Here is a 14,671-nt window from a genome sequence, read left to right as displayed (position 1 = left end):
GACTCGCACATAACTATAACCGCTCCGCAACGCGCGCCCAGGCATACAGGGCGCGTAGCCCAAAACGTCGCAACCGGGCTAGCGGATAACGAGGTAAAGCCGTGGTGTAAAGGGGAATGTCAGGCAGGTCTGACATTCCCATCGCCTGCTGAGCCAAACGTCTGCCGGCAAAGTTAGCAAACGACACGCCGGCACCGCAGTAGCCCATGGCGTATCCCAAATTCTGCTTTTGATCAAAATACACCCGTGGCAAACTATCCAGAGCGACAGACACCCATCCGCTCCAAAAATGGCTCACAGGTTTATGTTTAAGTACCGGAAAGCTGGTCGTCATTGCATTAAACAATCGGGCTTGGCCAGCACTGGCCGCTTTGCCCGTTACCTCCCCGCGTCCCCCGAACAAAATACGATTATCAGGTAACAGTCGATAATAATATTTCATCATACGGGTATCCATTAAAGTCGCTGGTGCGTCTAAACCGATACCAGCTAGTTCACCAGCGTTTAGTGGGGCGGTGACTAAAATACTCGATTGCACGGCAAACTGTCGGTTATTAATACTTTGGTGAAATTGTTTACTGCTGTATGCATTACTGGCGATAAGCACCTTTTTTGCGCTGATTCGCCCGGTGGGTGTCCATACTGTATAGCCTGTTGTATTTTGCTTCAGGGCAAGAGCGGGCGTTTTGGCAAATAGGCGGGCTCCAGAGCGCTGTGCGGCGCAGGCCAGACCATCAACCAGTTTAAGCGGGTTGAGGCCATATCCGGGTTGAACTGTTGCTCCATAAAACCCCTGTATACTCAAATGCTGTTGCAACATCTTGCTATCCAACACCCTGGCCTGCGATCCAAATTGCCGACTCAGGCTCTTAAGAGTATCAACCTGAACGCGAGCCTGTTTGCCGGTGTGAGCCAGCTTGTAGTACGGGCCAGATGTCAGGTCACAGTCGATGTGGTATTTATCGATGTTTCGCAACAATTGCTCAGCGGCGTTGTCGTATTCGTTTTGAATCGACCGAGCGGTGTCAGCACCATACTTTTTGGTCAAAGCTAACGGGCCCAAACGCCCACTGCTGTTTAAGACAAATCCGGCATTTCGGCCGGCGCAGCCATACCCCATTGAATGACTATCTATAACCGAAACATCACCAGACTGATTTTCGGTGAGCTCAAGGGCAGCAGACAAACCGGTATAGCCACCGCCAATAATTAAAAAGTCGGTCTGGTGATCACCATCAAGCGAGGCGAAATAGGTAGGCTGGCAGGTGGTGCGCCAGTATGTGTCGGGTGGGGCCCCAGATGGATCTACAGCCGGGGTTATCAAGGGGTCGTAGCTCACGAGAATTTTAGCAACATCTCGGCGCCTTCGCAGTTACACAAGGTTTCGCAAACCGGACAGTCATAGCCCTCATACAAAGCCTCATAACGCCACTTATCAGGATGTTTACGAATCAATTGTCCGCCATTTTTCCGAAAATACAAAAATGCGCTATTTCCCGGGCTTGCCAACCAAATGTGCGCTAGGCCAGCTTCCGCGCCCTGTTTTTTGGCACTATCAATGGAATACTTCAACATTGTACTACCAATATTTTGGCCCTGGTGCGCTGGTGCCACCGTATTGCATTTAAAGTAGCACACGGTTTTGGTTGCAACCGGCCAATGACTTGGCGAACACCACTTATCCGGTTGCCATTGTGTATGGGCTAAAGTTAGTCTGAAGCCCACTACTTTGTGGGTGTCCATAGCAACCCAGCTGGCATTAATGCCATTGTGAAAGCTTTTGTTGTAGATTGTCTGTAAACTTTCGGCTGCCAAGTAATTGGCTCCGTGTACCATATTTCCTAGCGTAATCACGCCAGGGAAATGCCGAGGTGTTAACGGATGGTAACTGATGCTCATTTGGTTTTAATTCCGTCTAAGTGAACGTCTAATGCTTCAACCGAAATTAAAATTTCGTGTACCGATACCCACAATGAATACATCAGACAAACCAGGCTGGCCGCAAATATCCAGTTTCCGGCAATTTGGTAGGACAGGTAAATAGCCAGCATTGATAGTACACACAGAAAAAAACTGACAACACCCGCAATCTGCATACGCTTTATCAACTGGATTCGTTGTCGCAAATTCTGAATTTGAGCAGTGGTGTTTTGATCCCACTTTTCTTTAGAAAAATTTCGTATGATGGTTGCCAAAGTTAAAAAACGATTCGTATAGGCGAGCAGCAGGAGCGAAATAGCGGGAAACAACATAGCGGGCGTAGCAATGTCAATAGTCATAAATGAAAAGCTCGTTCTTAAAAAAATGAAGTCTGAATTCACAGCAGACCAGAATGCGTGTGATTTACTGGATGATAAATTTTATACGAACCCATTATATCACCTTCAACCATCGTTATATTGTCAAAACTACAAACCCGATAGTTCATCACCTTAACTGGCGGTAGTTTTTTAGTCTGCCGCTCATCAATAGTTACCTCCACTGCGAATTTTTACCTAAGCTCGGTTTGTAGTGGTCTAATGGGAGAAGGGTGGGTGTCCAGTCAATTCTCCTGGTATTGATGAGAGAGGGTGGGTGTCTAGTTAATACTTCTATGGATGTCCATAACCACACCGCCTGTATTTTCTTGTGGGTGTCCATAACAACAAAACGCTGAGGTTTTTGCTCTACTTCATGTAAATACCCGATTAAATCTGCCTGAAGTTTCAAGGTCTGAAATCTTTGGGACGCCAGATTGAAATAGTTAAGCCATTGAAAGCGAGCTAAATAGCCTGGATATCTAAAAAGTTTACGTAGCTAAAAGTAGAGTATTCGCTAGCCGTCATATTTGAAGAGATTCAAGAAGTTGTGAGTGGGTGTAAAGCACTGCACAATTGTTGTAATTGCGGTAACAGGCGTAAGGTAAAGCGACTGGTGATATCAGGGTCAACCTGCACAATCGGCGCCTTAAGTAATGAGCGATGTGGCTGCCAGAAAGCGTGTTCGGTTTGCAGTGGGTGTCCACTGGCGCTCACCATAACCTCGGGCTGTCGGCGTAATACTTCCTGAGGCGAAACCTGTGGATAGGCAACAGGGGAGTCGGCAAAGATTGTCTGCGCGCCACAATAGTTTAATAAAGTATTAGGCCATGCCTTAGCGCCGATGCTCATCAAAGGTTGCGTCGACATATAATAAAAAGCCGGTATAAGGGTGGGTGTCCTGTAACGATGGCGAAGCTGTTTAAGCCCGGCAAGAAAGGGTTTGGTCACAGTGCGGGCCCTGGCCGACACGCCTAACAGCTCACCGAGTTGGTTTATTTCCTGGGCAATGGTCTCAGGTGTAGTTGGTTGGGATAAAAAGACGGTAAAACCCAGACTTTGTAAACGGGCAATATCCTGAGGTTTATTACCGCCTCGCCAGGCCAGAATAACATCGGGCCTAAGCTTCATAATAGCTTTGATATCGACGCCATAGTAACTCGCTACAACCGGCTTTTGTAAGGCTGCTTGTGGGTAATCGCTGTGAGCACTGACAGCCAGTAAATTGTCCTGATACTCCAGGCTATATACCCACTCGGCCAGATGCGGTGCCAATGTCACCACGGTTTTAGCAGTTACCGACCCGCAAAACAGAGCTAACAGCCCAAGCAGCATAAACAATGTCTTAATTTTTGACCACCAACGCATTATTACCACCCCCGGGGCCAGCATAGAATAAAAGCTATGAGTAACAATACCGCCATTAATACACTCGCACGTTCAATAGCATGCCTGGCCCGGGTTACATCACCAAGGCGTACTTCACGAGGGCCACCCACACGGGGGTAGCGGTATTTGCGCTGATGATACATCGCCGGCCCACCTAATTGAAAATCCAGGGCGCCTCCAAACATGGCCAATAATAATGATGTACTATCGGAGACCGGACTACGCCTGGCTGACCTGATAGCTTTGACCGGATGTGTCACTAACGCCAATAGCAGGGCCCCAAGCCAGGCCGGTAATAATGCCAGTAGCTGGCATAACCGTTGAATCGGGCCCACAAAGTGTTCAAAGCCCGCTCGGCGATAATGCCATTGCCAGCTAATCATCAACAACAAGCGATAGGTCAGTGCGGCTATCGGGCCAGCCAGTAAAAACCAGAACACCACTGCACAATAAATATAGTAAAACCGCAGCAATAGCGCTTCAATTGCCGCTTTAGCGATACCCACCGGACTAAGCCGGTCGGTATCACGGGCAACCAGTAATTGCAGGCGATCCCGGGCCAGTATCTTCTTTTCTTTACGTAACGCGGCGTAAACCTGTTTATAAGCTTTACGGTCGTGGCCAAAGTCTAAAATAGCCAACAAAATAAGGGCTTCAAAAAAGACCGGGTATTCAGCCAGGTTCACCAGCAGCGCCACCAAAATAACCAGTGGCCCCAGCAACACTAGCGCACCTAAAGTGCCCGACAACCGATGCTGAAAAGCGGCCTCGCTAGCCCGCGGACGCACTCGCCGTGCCATTGACTGCGTTAAGTGACGCATTAACGTAATTGGATGATAAGCCCGCGGCCAGCGCCATACAGCATCGCAGGCTAACGCTATAAGAATAAGCGCCAGCGCTTGTAAAACAGGCTTTGACGCAATGGTATTCCATACCTCGCCCAACATAATAATCAGTCCAGTGCTGCAATCATTCCCATTACCAGTTGCGCAGAATTTTTGGCGGCTTGGTCAAGGTATTCCTGAAAAGAGACTGAAGAGGTTTTTCCGGCAATATCTGACAATGAGCGTATCACCAGAAAAGGGGTGTCTAGCATGTGACAGGTTTGTGCAATAGCCGCCCCTTCCATTTCACAGGCTTTCATATCGCTGAAAATGTTTTGAATACGCAGTGCAGCTTCATCGCTGCCAATAAACGCATCACCGGTGCAAATCAAGCCGGTGGTGTGAGTAATGCCTGAGACAGCATCGGTAGCCTGTTGAGCCGCGGCTATCAATTCAGGGGCGCAATGATAGGCTTCAGGCATATCCCCGGCGCACTGGCCGGGAGCGTATCCAAAATGGGTAAGATCAACATCGTGATGCTTCAACGCACTACCAATGACAATATCGCCAATATCTAATGCGCTGTCAAAACCACCCGCTGAACCTGTGTTGACCACATAATCAGGTGAAAATTGTTGAATCAGTGCGGTGGTCGCCACGGTGGCGGCAACCTTGCCAATACCGCAGCGAACCAGCACAACCTGATGCTGGTGCAACGTTCCTTGTGCAAAGGTCAGATGGTGCCATTGAGTGGTTGTCACATTATCAAGGGATGCCTGTAGTAGCGTAACTTCCTGATCCATCGCGCCAAGAATTCCAATTTTTGCCATAATCGTCTTAATAGGTTGTTTGCGCGCCAGAATCAGCGCCGCAGATGCAGTGTATAAATATGGTAATACGAAAAGAAAAAAACTGACAGTACTGAAAATAAGAAGAGGAAAAGCCAGGGGGGCGGCTTCTCCTCGAAAACACTTTATGCCGCAGCGCGACTTGAACGCAATGGCCGGGTAGGGCGCTTTGGAGGCTGAGGATTATGCACGGGTGTTTGGGCCAGCTTATTTTGTCGACGACGATAACCAATAAGCTTTGTTTCAAGACATTCACGAATCTCTTCTACCGTATATCCCGACTTTACTTTGATTCGAACGTGTGGCACGCCAGCGGCATCTAAGGCTCCAGAGACAAACCAGTCGCGCTGGGCTTTGTAGCCTTCTTTGCCATTATTGTGAACTAAATCAATGGCCAGCACGGGTGTCATATCTGTCTTGTCACACAGTACAAAGTCAAGCTGACGAGAAGAGGCCCGACTTAAAGCCGCGCCAGCTTGCTTTTTCGCGGTATTTTGACGCACCTGAACCAGATCGCTTAAACGAACCCGGCAAACCACCCGAAACTCACGCCCCGCTGACTGCTCAATTAATCCCAGAAAGCTTTGCTCCACAGGAGTAAACAACGACGGCTTACGTCTAAACGGAAATGCTACCCCACCGTCTGACAGTTTTATGGCGCCCAAAGCCACCACAATTAACAGCATCATCAAAATTATTGCCAGTTCCATAACGATTCCTCAAAAACCCGGACTTAGATGTCATTTTTCTGACGATATTCACAGCATTTCCGTCAGTACCTAAGGGTTTAGCAAGGGCGGTGCCAATAAGATAAAGTGAAGGTGTTATTTGGAAAAGAGTAAGCTAATCAACAACAAAAGGCGCTCATAAAGAGCGCCTTTTAGGAGAAATGGAGTGAAGAAGTTCGGGCTATTGCTTGGCCAGCAATGTATCAATCACCAGTAAATCGACCTGAGCGCCACGGTTATCGGGCGAGACTACCACCCGAATATTGTTATTGTGTGCGCTTAACACTACCCGACCGTTGAAGCGGCTGACCACCGCTAATTCGGGCATAGACTCTTGGTACCACTGCAATATGGATTGGGTGTTTGCAGACGTGTGATACACCAGTGATGCTGGCATTTCACCGTCGAATCGCTGGCACTGGGAGGCGCCGTCAGGCATCGCAACCGAATAAAAATCATCAGGACAGTTAGCGGTTTTCGGTCCTAAGCCGGTATTGGAAGCCAGTGCAGGAACGCTAATTAAAGATGCCAGAGTCATAGATAATACTTTAAACAAGGTCATTGCAAGCCTTCTTAATTACGATTTTCAATATAAAACCACTATAGGCAATGCGCTTACACACAGCAACATTCAGCCCGCCTGATTAGGTATGCAAAAATTATCGAAGGTATAAAGAAGGTAATAAGGAAGAAGAGAATTTTAGCGGACGAATACGGACTTGATAAAATGGCCGTAAAATTGCTGCCCACATATTCGGATGTGGGCAGCAGGGCGTTTAAAACTTATACTTGTAAATAATCCATGATGCCGCCGGCTGCCTTGCGACCTTCATCAATGGCAGTGACGACCAAATCAGAGCCGCGAACCATGTCGCCTCCTGAAAATATCTTTGGATTGCTGGTTTGGTAGGCAAATTTACCTTTTGACGGTGCAATAACCCGACCTTTTTCATCCAGAATTATCCCGTTGTCTGCAAACCAATCCGAAGGACTAGGCTGAAAACCAAAGGCGATGATTACCGCATCAGCGCTGAGCACATGTTCGGAGTCTTTGACATCGACAGGACGACGACGTCCATTAATATCAGGGGGGCCCATTTCAGTTTTTACCAGTCTCACGCCGTTGGCATGACCGTGTTCATCCACGCTGATATCCTGAGGCTGAACATTGAAAACAAATTCAACGCCTTCTTCTTTGGCATTTTGTACTTCCTTGCGCGAGCCGGGCATACTTTGCTCATCACGGCGATAGGCACAAACCACGCGCTTGGCACCCTGACGAATTGAAGTACGAACACAGTCCATGGTGGTATCACCTCCGCCAAGCACCACGACCGTTTTATCTTTCATATCAATAAAATCGGCCGGGTCTTTTTCAAGGCCCATCACCCGATTGGTGTTGGCTATCAAAAAGGGCAGGGCTTCAAAAACGCCTTCGACGTGTTCATTGATAAACCCGCCCTGCATTGACTTATAAGTACCCATGCCCAAGAACACCGCGTCGTGCCGCTGCATAAGCTCATCGATTTTTACATCTTTACCAATTTCGGTATTCAGCACAAACTCGATACCCATATCGGTGAAGATTTCGCGACGCAGTTTTATTACATCTTTTTCAAGCTTAAACGAAGGAATACCGAAGGTCAGCAATCCGCCAATTTCTTCATACTTATCATAAACCACCGGTTTAACACCGTTACGTATCAACACATCGGCACACGCTAACCCGGCGGGACCCGCGCCGATGACCGCTACAGTTTTATCGGTCCATTCCACATCTGACATATCGGGTCGCCAACCCATTTTAAAGGCGGTATCGGTGATATATTTTTCAATACTGCCAATAGTTACGGCGCCAAATTCGTCGTTTAGGGTACAGTCGCCTTCACATAACCGGTCTTGTGGACAAACCCTGCCACATACCTCTGGCAGACTATTGGTTTTATGCGACAGTTCAGCGGCTTCAATAATGCGCCCCTGATTAGCCAAATCAAGCCACTGAGGAATGTAATTGTGTACCGGACATTTCCACTCACAGTAAGGGTTGCCGCAGTCCAGGCATCGGTCGGCCTGTCCTTCGGTTTGCGACTGAGACAGCGGCTGATAAATCTCTCCAAACTCAGACTTTCGCACCTGAATTGGTTTTTTCGGCGGGTCGATGCGTTCAACATCAACAAATTGATAAACATTTTTAGCCATTACAACCCCCTCCTACTGAGCCTGAATGCGAAGTTCGTCGCTAGAGCGACTGATGTGGCCCAACAGGTTTTTCACATCACTGGTTTTTGGTTTAACAAGTCTGATTTGTTTTAATGTGGCAGCAAAGTCGGTAAGCAGTTGTAGCGAATATTCGCTGCCAGTTTCCTCGTAATGCTGATTAATGAGCCCGCGAAGATGTTCAACCAGAATGTTTTTATCTTCTACCGGCATAATTTCAACCAGCTCACCATTGACCCGATGCTCCAGGTCGCCATCATCAAGCAGGTAAGCAAACCCTCCGGTCATTCCGGCACCAAAGTTCACACCCACTTTGCCTAATACCGCGACAATACCGCCGGTCATGTATTCGCAACCGTTATCACCAATACCTTCAACCACAGCAATGGCGCCTGAGTTTCGCACACCAAAGCGTTCGCCAGCCCGACCCGCTGCGAATAATTTTCCGCCCGTGGCTCCATACAAACAGGTGTTGCCCATAATGGTACTTTCATGCACATCAAATCCGCAGTTTGCCGGGGGATAAACCACCAGTTTACCGCCGGTCATGCCTTTTCCGACATAGTCATTGGCATCACCTTCAATACGCATATGCAGGCCCCCGGCATTCCAAACGCCAAAGCTTTGCCCCGCGGTACCGGTGAATTGTACTTCTATCGGGGCATCTTCCATATCATGATTACCATGATGTTTGGCTATCTCACCCGACACCAGCGCACCTACTGAGCGATCGGTGTTGCGAATCGGATAGGCAAGTCGAATGCCGGTTTTATTGGCCACGGCTTTACGCGAGTCCACAAATAACTGGTTGTTAAGCTCGCCCTTATCCATTGGCTGGTTGGTGGTTTGTGAGCAGAATAAACGCGTATGCTCACCGGCCTTAGGCCGCACCAGCAGGGGGGACAAATCTAACCGGTTTTGTTTTGCCGAAATTCCGTCAAGAGCTTCCAGTAAATCTGTACGCCCGACCAAATCATCAAATTTTTTAATTCCCAGGCTGGCCATAATTTCACGAACTTCCTGAGCAATAAATTTAAAGTAATTCATCACCATTTCAGGCAGACCGATAAAATGTTCTTCGCGCAGCTTTTCATCCTGAGTTGCTACACCGGTCGCGCAGTTGTTCAGGTGGCATATACGTAGGTATTTACAGCCTAATGCCACCATAGGGCCGGTACCAAAACCAAAACTTTCAGCGCCCAGACAGGCCGCTTTTACCACATCAAGGCCGGTTTTTAAGCCGCCGTCGGTTTGCAGGCGCACTTTATGGCGCAATCCGTTCTCGATAAGTGCCTGCTGAGTCTCTGCAAGGCCAAGCTCAAAAGGACTTCCAGCATATTTTACCGAAGTCAGAGGGCTGGCGCCGGTGCCACCGTCATAACCCGAGACAGTGATAAGATCAGCATAGGCTTTGGCCACACCCGTAGCGATAGTCCCCACACCTGGCTCAGACACCAGCTTTACTGAAATTAAGGCGGCAGGATTTACTTGTTTTAAATCAAAGATAAGCTGGGCTAAATCTTCGATTGAGTAAATATCGTGATGTGGTGGGGGAGATATTAGCGTTACCCCGGGCACCGAAAAGCGTAAAGTGGCAATGTATCGATTAACTTTGTCACCGGGTAACTGACCGCCTTCTCCCGGCTTGGCGCCCTGGGCCACCTTGATTTGAATAACATTCGCATTAACCAAATAATGGGGTGTAACACCAAATCGGCCCGAGGCAACCTGTTTAATCTTAGAGTTTTTTTCAGTTCCAAACCGTGAAGGATGCTCACCACCTTCACCAGAGTTAGATTGTCCACCCAGTCGGTTCATTGCAATAGCCAAAGCTTCGTGAGCCTCTGGACTTAAGGCGCCAATAGACATCGCCGCGGTATCAAAGCGTGAATACAGCTTTTGAGCAGGCTCTACTTCGTCGATATCGATAGCCTCCTCGTTAGTGCGTAGCTGTAATAAGTCCCGAAGGTGGGCAGGGCTGCGTTCGTTAACCTGCTGAGCGTATTCTTGATAATCTGCGTACTCGCCACTCATTACCGCTTTTTGCAACGATTTTACAACGCCCGGGTTATACGCGTGATACTCACCGCCGTGCACGTATTTAAGTAAACCGCCGTGGCTTATTGATTTACGCTTAAGCCAGGCAAAGCGTGCCTGATTGATAATATCCTGATTAAAATCTTCAAAGCCGGCCCCCTGAATACGAGATGCTACGCCATTAAAGCACAGCTTCATCACTTCATCGTTAATACCTATCGCCTCAAACAGCTTAGACGAGCGATAACTAGCCACCGTACTAATGCCCATTTTAGACATAATTTTGTACAGGCCTTTGTTGATACCTTTTCGATAGTTTAACGTGGCCTGCATGGCTGAAACCGGAAGCTCGTTGTTTTCACACAGCTGCTCGATGGTTTCGTAAGCTAGAAACGGATAAATAGCGGTCGCGCCTAAACCAATCAACACCGCATAATGATGTGGATCGCGCGTGGTGGCGGTTTCTACCACTATGTTGGCATCACACCGCAATGCCTGGGTTACAAGGCGCTGTTGAACCGCTCCTACGGCCATGGCTGCAGGTATTGGCAAGCTGTCTTTACTGATATGTCGGTCTGAAAGCACCACAAACGCTGCGCGCTTGTCTCTGACCAGGTGTTCGACCTCATCACAAATGCGTTCAATAGCATGCTGCAAACTTTCTTCTGAGCTATATTGCAGCTCGACAACTTCTGAATAGTAATACTCAGGATTGAATTCACGTAGTTGTTTAAGATCGGTATACATTAATATGGGTGACTGGAACAAAACACGATCAGCATAGCCCGAGGTTTCGCTAAATACATTTTGTTCTCGGCCAATACAGGTTGCTAAAGACATAACGTGATTCTCACGCAACGGGTCAATAGGAGGATTAGTCACCTGCGCAAATTGCTGTCGAAAATAATCGTATAAAGTACGTGGTTGCGAAGACATCACCGCCATAGGTGTATCATCACCCATTGAGCCTACTGCTTCCTGACCGTCTTTAGCCAAAACTTTGATGACCTGCTGAATCTCTTCATAGCTATAATTAAATAGCTTGTGGTACACCGCCATGGTGTCATCATCAAATACACGCTGACCAATCTGACTGGCATCCACTTCTTCCACTGGCGCCAGATGACGTATGTGTTTGTCGAGCCATTCACGGTAAGGATGTCTATCTTTTAACTCATCATCAATTTCGGTCGAGCGCCAGATTTTTCCGGTGTAAATATCTACTGCCAGCATTTCACCTGGGCCCACACGCCCTTTTTCAATGACATCTTCTTGCTTGTAATCCCAGATACCTACTTCAGAAGCCAGCGTAATAAACCCATTTTTGGTAATGACATACCGCGCCGGGCGTAGCCCGTTCCGATCAAGATTACACGCCACATGTCGACCGTTAGTCATTACAATACCGGCAGGCCCGTCCCAGGGCTCCATATGCATAGAATTAAATTCGTAAAATGCCCGCAAATCCGGGTGCATGGTATCGTTATTCTGAAACGCGGGCGGTACCAGCAATCGCATGGCCCGAAATAAATCCATGCCACCTGCAAGAAACAGCTCAAGCATATTATCCAGTGACGATGAATCTGAACCCTCGGTATTTACATAGGGGGCCGCGTCTTTCAGATCTGGCAATAAAGGAGTGGCGAGCTTACCCGAGCGCGCCAGTGACCAGTCGCGGTTTCCTTTGATGGTGTTAATTTCACCATTGTGGGCCAAAAACCGGAAAGGCTGGGCCAGCGGCCAACGCGGCAATGTATTGGTAGAAAAGCGCTGATGAAATACACAAATAGCACTTTTTAAACGTGGATCAGCCAAATCGGCGTAAAAAGCAGGCAAGTCTTTGGGCATGACCAAACCTTTATAGATGGTCACTAAGCCCGACAAGCATGCTACATAAAAATCTTCATCGTGTTCCAGACGCTTCTCGGCGCGACGACGCACCATGTATAAGCGGCGTTCAAGATCGCGTTTACGCCAGCCAGCAGGAGCATTTACAAAGACCTGCTCGATTTGCGGCACGCCACTTAGCGCCAGTTCGCCCAAAACACTGCGGTCAACCGGCACTTCGCGCCAGCCCACAACACCTAAAGTTTCTTTTTCCAGTTCTTCATTAAGAATATCGCGAGCTTGTTGGGCCAAGGTCGGATCCTGGCTCAAAAAAATCATACCTACAGCGTATTTTTTGCTCAGCTTCCAGCCATTTTCACGAGCTATATCGTTGAAAAAAGCATCGGGCTTTTGCAGTAACAGACCGCAGCCGTCACCGGTTTTTCCATCGGCGGCGATACCACCACGATGTTGCATTCGATCGAGACCGTGGATCGCCGTTTCGACCAATTGATGGCTGGCTTCACCGTGGGTATGTGCTATTAAACCAAAACCACAGTTATCGCGGGAATCATTAGGGTTGTACAAACTCATCTTTCACTCCTTCAACCTTCGACTGGGCAAGGTACACGCTGCGACCATCACCTTTAAAATAGTGGGGCAGTCATTCCGAGCATCGTTTTTGTAGACTTAAGGTGCTTAAGTCAAAGTGTGCCGGTTTTTTTCGTCGTTTCTTATTAAGAGGGTACCAGTCATGTGGTCCGCATTTTTATGCATATACTATAAGCGGGGTGTACAAAATAACCAGATTAAAAAATAAAATCAATTGTATTTGTAGAGCAGTTTTACTGCGTTTCATGAATTACAAAAATAAAACATTAAATACAGTATCTTATGTGGGTATTAGCGCTTTGTTAGAAAATTGTAAAAAACATATTTTAACACTTTTATCAGGCCGCTATTGAAAACATTGGTATTTGCACTCGCAAAGTGCAACTGAATAAATAAGCGTTTATTGGGTGATTATATTTATTTTTAACCGTTCGAAAATCTCTTTTGCGGTAACATTATTGGTGTCGCTTCACGTAAAGCATTGCCACATAAAACAGTTTTCTGATAAGCCTGGGGTTAAATGAACGTTTCACGTTTGATACCGCGATCCTGCTTTATAGTGGCGCATTACAGTTGTTTACGGGTAGACGACAATCATTTTGCGAAACAGAAAACTGGTAAAGTTTTTGCATTTGTTTAAATGGAAACTCAGAGCCTATGTTTGTGGTTAGGCAGTCAAATAATTTATGAAGATAAAAAGGTGAATACTATGTTGCTAATCAATGCGTACGAAGATGAAGAAATGGATCATATAGCGGTGCCTGGATACAATATAAAATAATTTGTATTCAAGAGGTTACAAATCAAATGGTGTTTATGGACACAAAGTCAGCGGTATGGCAGTTTGATAATTCACAAATTTCCCCCTGGCTTTGAAATGTCTCCTGGAGTCAATCTATCAATTAACTATTTGGCAGACCCTTTAAAGAGCAAATCTTAATGTGTTTCTAAAAAGCATCAGATTTTCTTCAAATCCCACTTCTTACCCCAAAGTATCGTTACGCTGCCGGCGACCCTCCTTTCTGTCTATGCCGACGTTGAATGACAAAATACGCTCAAAGTTGTATTCAGACACCCACCTTCAAGACAATGGCGAGTAAATCGTTACACGCATTCTTCTTTAAGGCTGCGCTGTGCTGGTTTTTACAGTGTCAGATTTAAGAATCAGACTTAAGAGTACTGACGTAAGAATACGCATATCTTAGCACCGTTTTGCCTCAATAAAGTCTCGGGTGTGGAACCCCTTCAACTCATCTAAAATACATGGACACCCACCTTTATATAAACAGTTGCGATTAAAATAATAGTTCTACTTTTTGGGTAAGCGATATTTACGCTTTGAACTAACTTTAAGAAAAGACACATCAATAGCCATTGGTCATATCCCCTGCCGCGGACATGGGAAGCTGCACAGCAAATTATCTTAGTGTGATAAAGGCATGAGCCCTAAAACACATGGACACCCACCTTTGTATGAGTAGTGGCGATTAAAACGGTACTTCTACTTTTTGGGTATGCGGTATTTGCGCTTTGAACTGACATTAAGAAAAGACACATCAATAGCCATTGGCCATATCCACTACCGCGGACATGGGGAGCTGCACAGCAAATTGCCTTAGTGTGATAGAGGCTTGAGCCCAGTGTGCGATAGATAACTAAAAAGTGTGGGTGTCCTATTTTTTTTTCTGTAGTTTTACCCTGGTGTGCAGCAGGGCAATTCGGTTATGAGTTATGGGTGTCTAACGTGTTTCCTATCGTATTTTCGAGTTGATAGCGTAAAGAAAAGTGGGTGTCCAGTAGCTAATCATTAGGAGAATAGAGGCTTGAGCCCAGTGTGCGATAGATAACTAAAAAGTGTGGGTGTCCTATTTTTTTTTCTGTAGTTTTACCCT

The 14,671-nt window shown here is 47.0% G+C and carries 10 protein-coding genes; all 10 read right to left on the bottom strand.

Features of this window, described 5'->3' with window-relative positions; translation table 11 throughout:
- Positions 1-13: 13 nt before the first annotated feature.
- Positions 14-1,339 carry an NAD(P)/FAD-dependent oxidoreductase gene (locus JK130_RS12345; RefSeq protein WP_218354636.1) on the bottom strand — a complete coding sequence of 442 codons (1,326 nt, stop codon included), beginning with the start codon at positions 1,337-1,339 and terminating at the stop codon, positions 14-16.
- Complete coding sequence (locus tag JK130_RS12340; RefSeq protein ID WP_218354635.1) at positions 1,336-1,899, bottom strand: GNAT family N-acetyltransferase; 564 nt, start codon at positions 1,897-1,899, stop codon at positions 1,336-1,338. Before JK130_RS12340 ends, JK130_RS12345 begins: the two co-directional genes overlap by 4 nt.
- Complete coding sequence (locus JK130_RS12335) at positions 1,896-2,279, bottom strand: DUF2721 domain-containing protein (protein WP_218354634.1); 384 nt, start codon at positions 2,277-2,279, stop codon at positions 1,896-1,898. The genes JK130_RS12340 and JK130_RS12335 overlap by 4 nt, the downstream gene beginning before the upstream one ends.
- Before the next feature lie 558 nt (positions 2,280-2,837).
- Complete coding sequence (locus tag JK130_RS12330; RefSeq protein ID WP_246587793.1) at positions 2,838-3,665, bottom strand: helical backbone metal receptor; 828 nt, start codon at positions 3,663-3,665, stop codon at positions 2,838-2,840.
- A 2-nt stretch (positions 3,666-3,667) separates the two neighbouring features.
- A complete protein-coding gene (locus JK130_RS12325) occupies positions 3,668-4,633 on the bottom strand; it encodes a cobalamin biosynthesis protein CobD/CbiB (protein ID WP_218354633.1) in 966 nt (321 codons plus the stop codon).
- A 5-nt stretch (positions 4,634-4,638) separates the two neighbouring features.
- Positions 4,639-5,340, bottom strand: a complete 702-nt coding sequence (locus JK130_RS12320; RefSeq protein WP_218354632.1) for a 5'-methylthioadenosine/adenosylhomocysteine nucleosidase — start codon at positions 5,338-5,340, stop codon at positions 4,639-4,641.
- A 143-nt stretch (positions 5,341-5,483) separates the two neighbouring features.
- Complete coding sequence (locus tag JK130_RS12315) at positions 5,484-6,068, bottom strand: DUF2726 domain-containing protein (RefSeq protein ID WP_218354631.1); 585 nt, start codon at positions 6,066-6,068, stop codon at positions 5,484-5,486.
- Positions 6,069-6,267: 199 nt separating this feature from the next.
- A complete protein-coding gene (locus JK130_RS12310) occupies positions 6,268-6,648 on the bottom strand; it encodes a hypothetical protein (RefSeq protein WP_218354630.1) in 381 nt (126 codons plus the stop codon).
- 221 nt (positions 6,649-6,869) lie between these two features.
- Positions 6,870-8,285 carry an FAD-dependent oxidoreductase gene (locus JK130_RS12305; RefSeq protein ID WP_218354629.1) on the bottom strand — a complete coding sequence of 472 codons (1,416 nt, stop codon included), beginning with the start codon at positions 8,283-8,285 and terminating at the stop codon, positions 6,870-6,872.
- A gap of 12 nt (positions 8,286-8,297) precedes the next feature.
- Complete coding sequence (gene gltB, locus JK130_RS12300; protein ID WP_218354628.1) at positions 8,298-12,761, bottom strand: glutamate synthase large subunit; 4,464 nt, start codon at positions 12,759-12,761, stop codon at positions 8,298-8,300.
- Between the last annotated feature and the right edge of the window lie 1,910 nt (positions 12,762-14,671).

Origin of the sequence: Alteromonas lipotrueiana, assembly GCF_019249245.1 — a bacterium.
Taxonomy (GTDB): Bacteria; Pseudomonadota; Gammaproteobacteria; order Enterobacterales; family Alteromonadaceae; genus Alteromonas; species Alteromonas lipotrueiana.
Note: the sequence above shows the minus strand (reverse complement) of the source record. Positions and strands in the feature narration are given on the sequence as shown.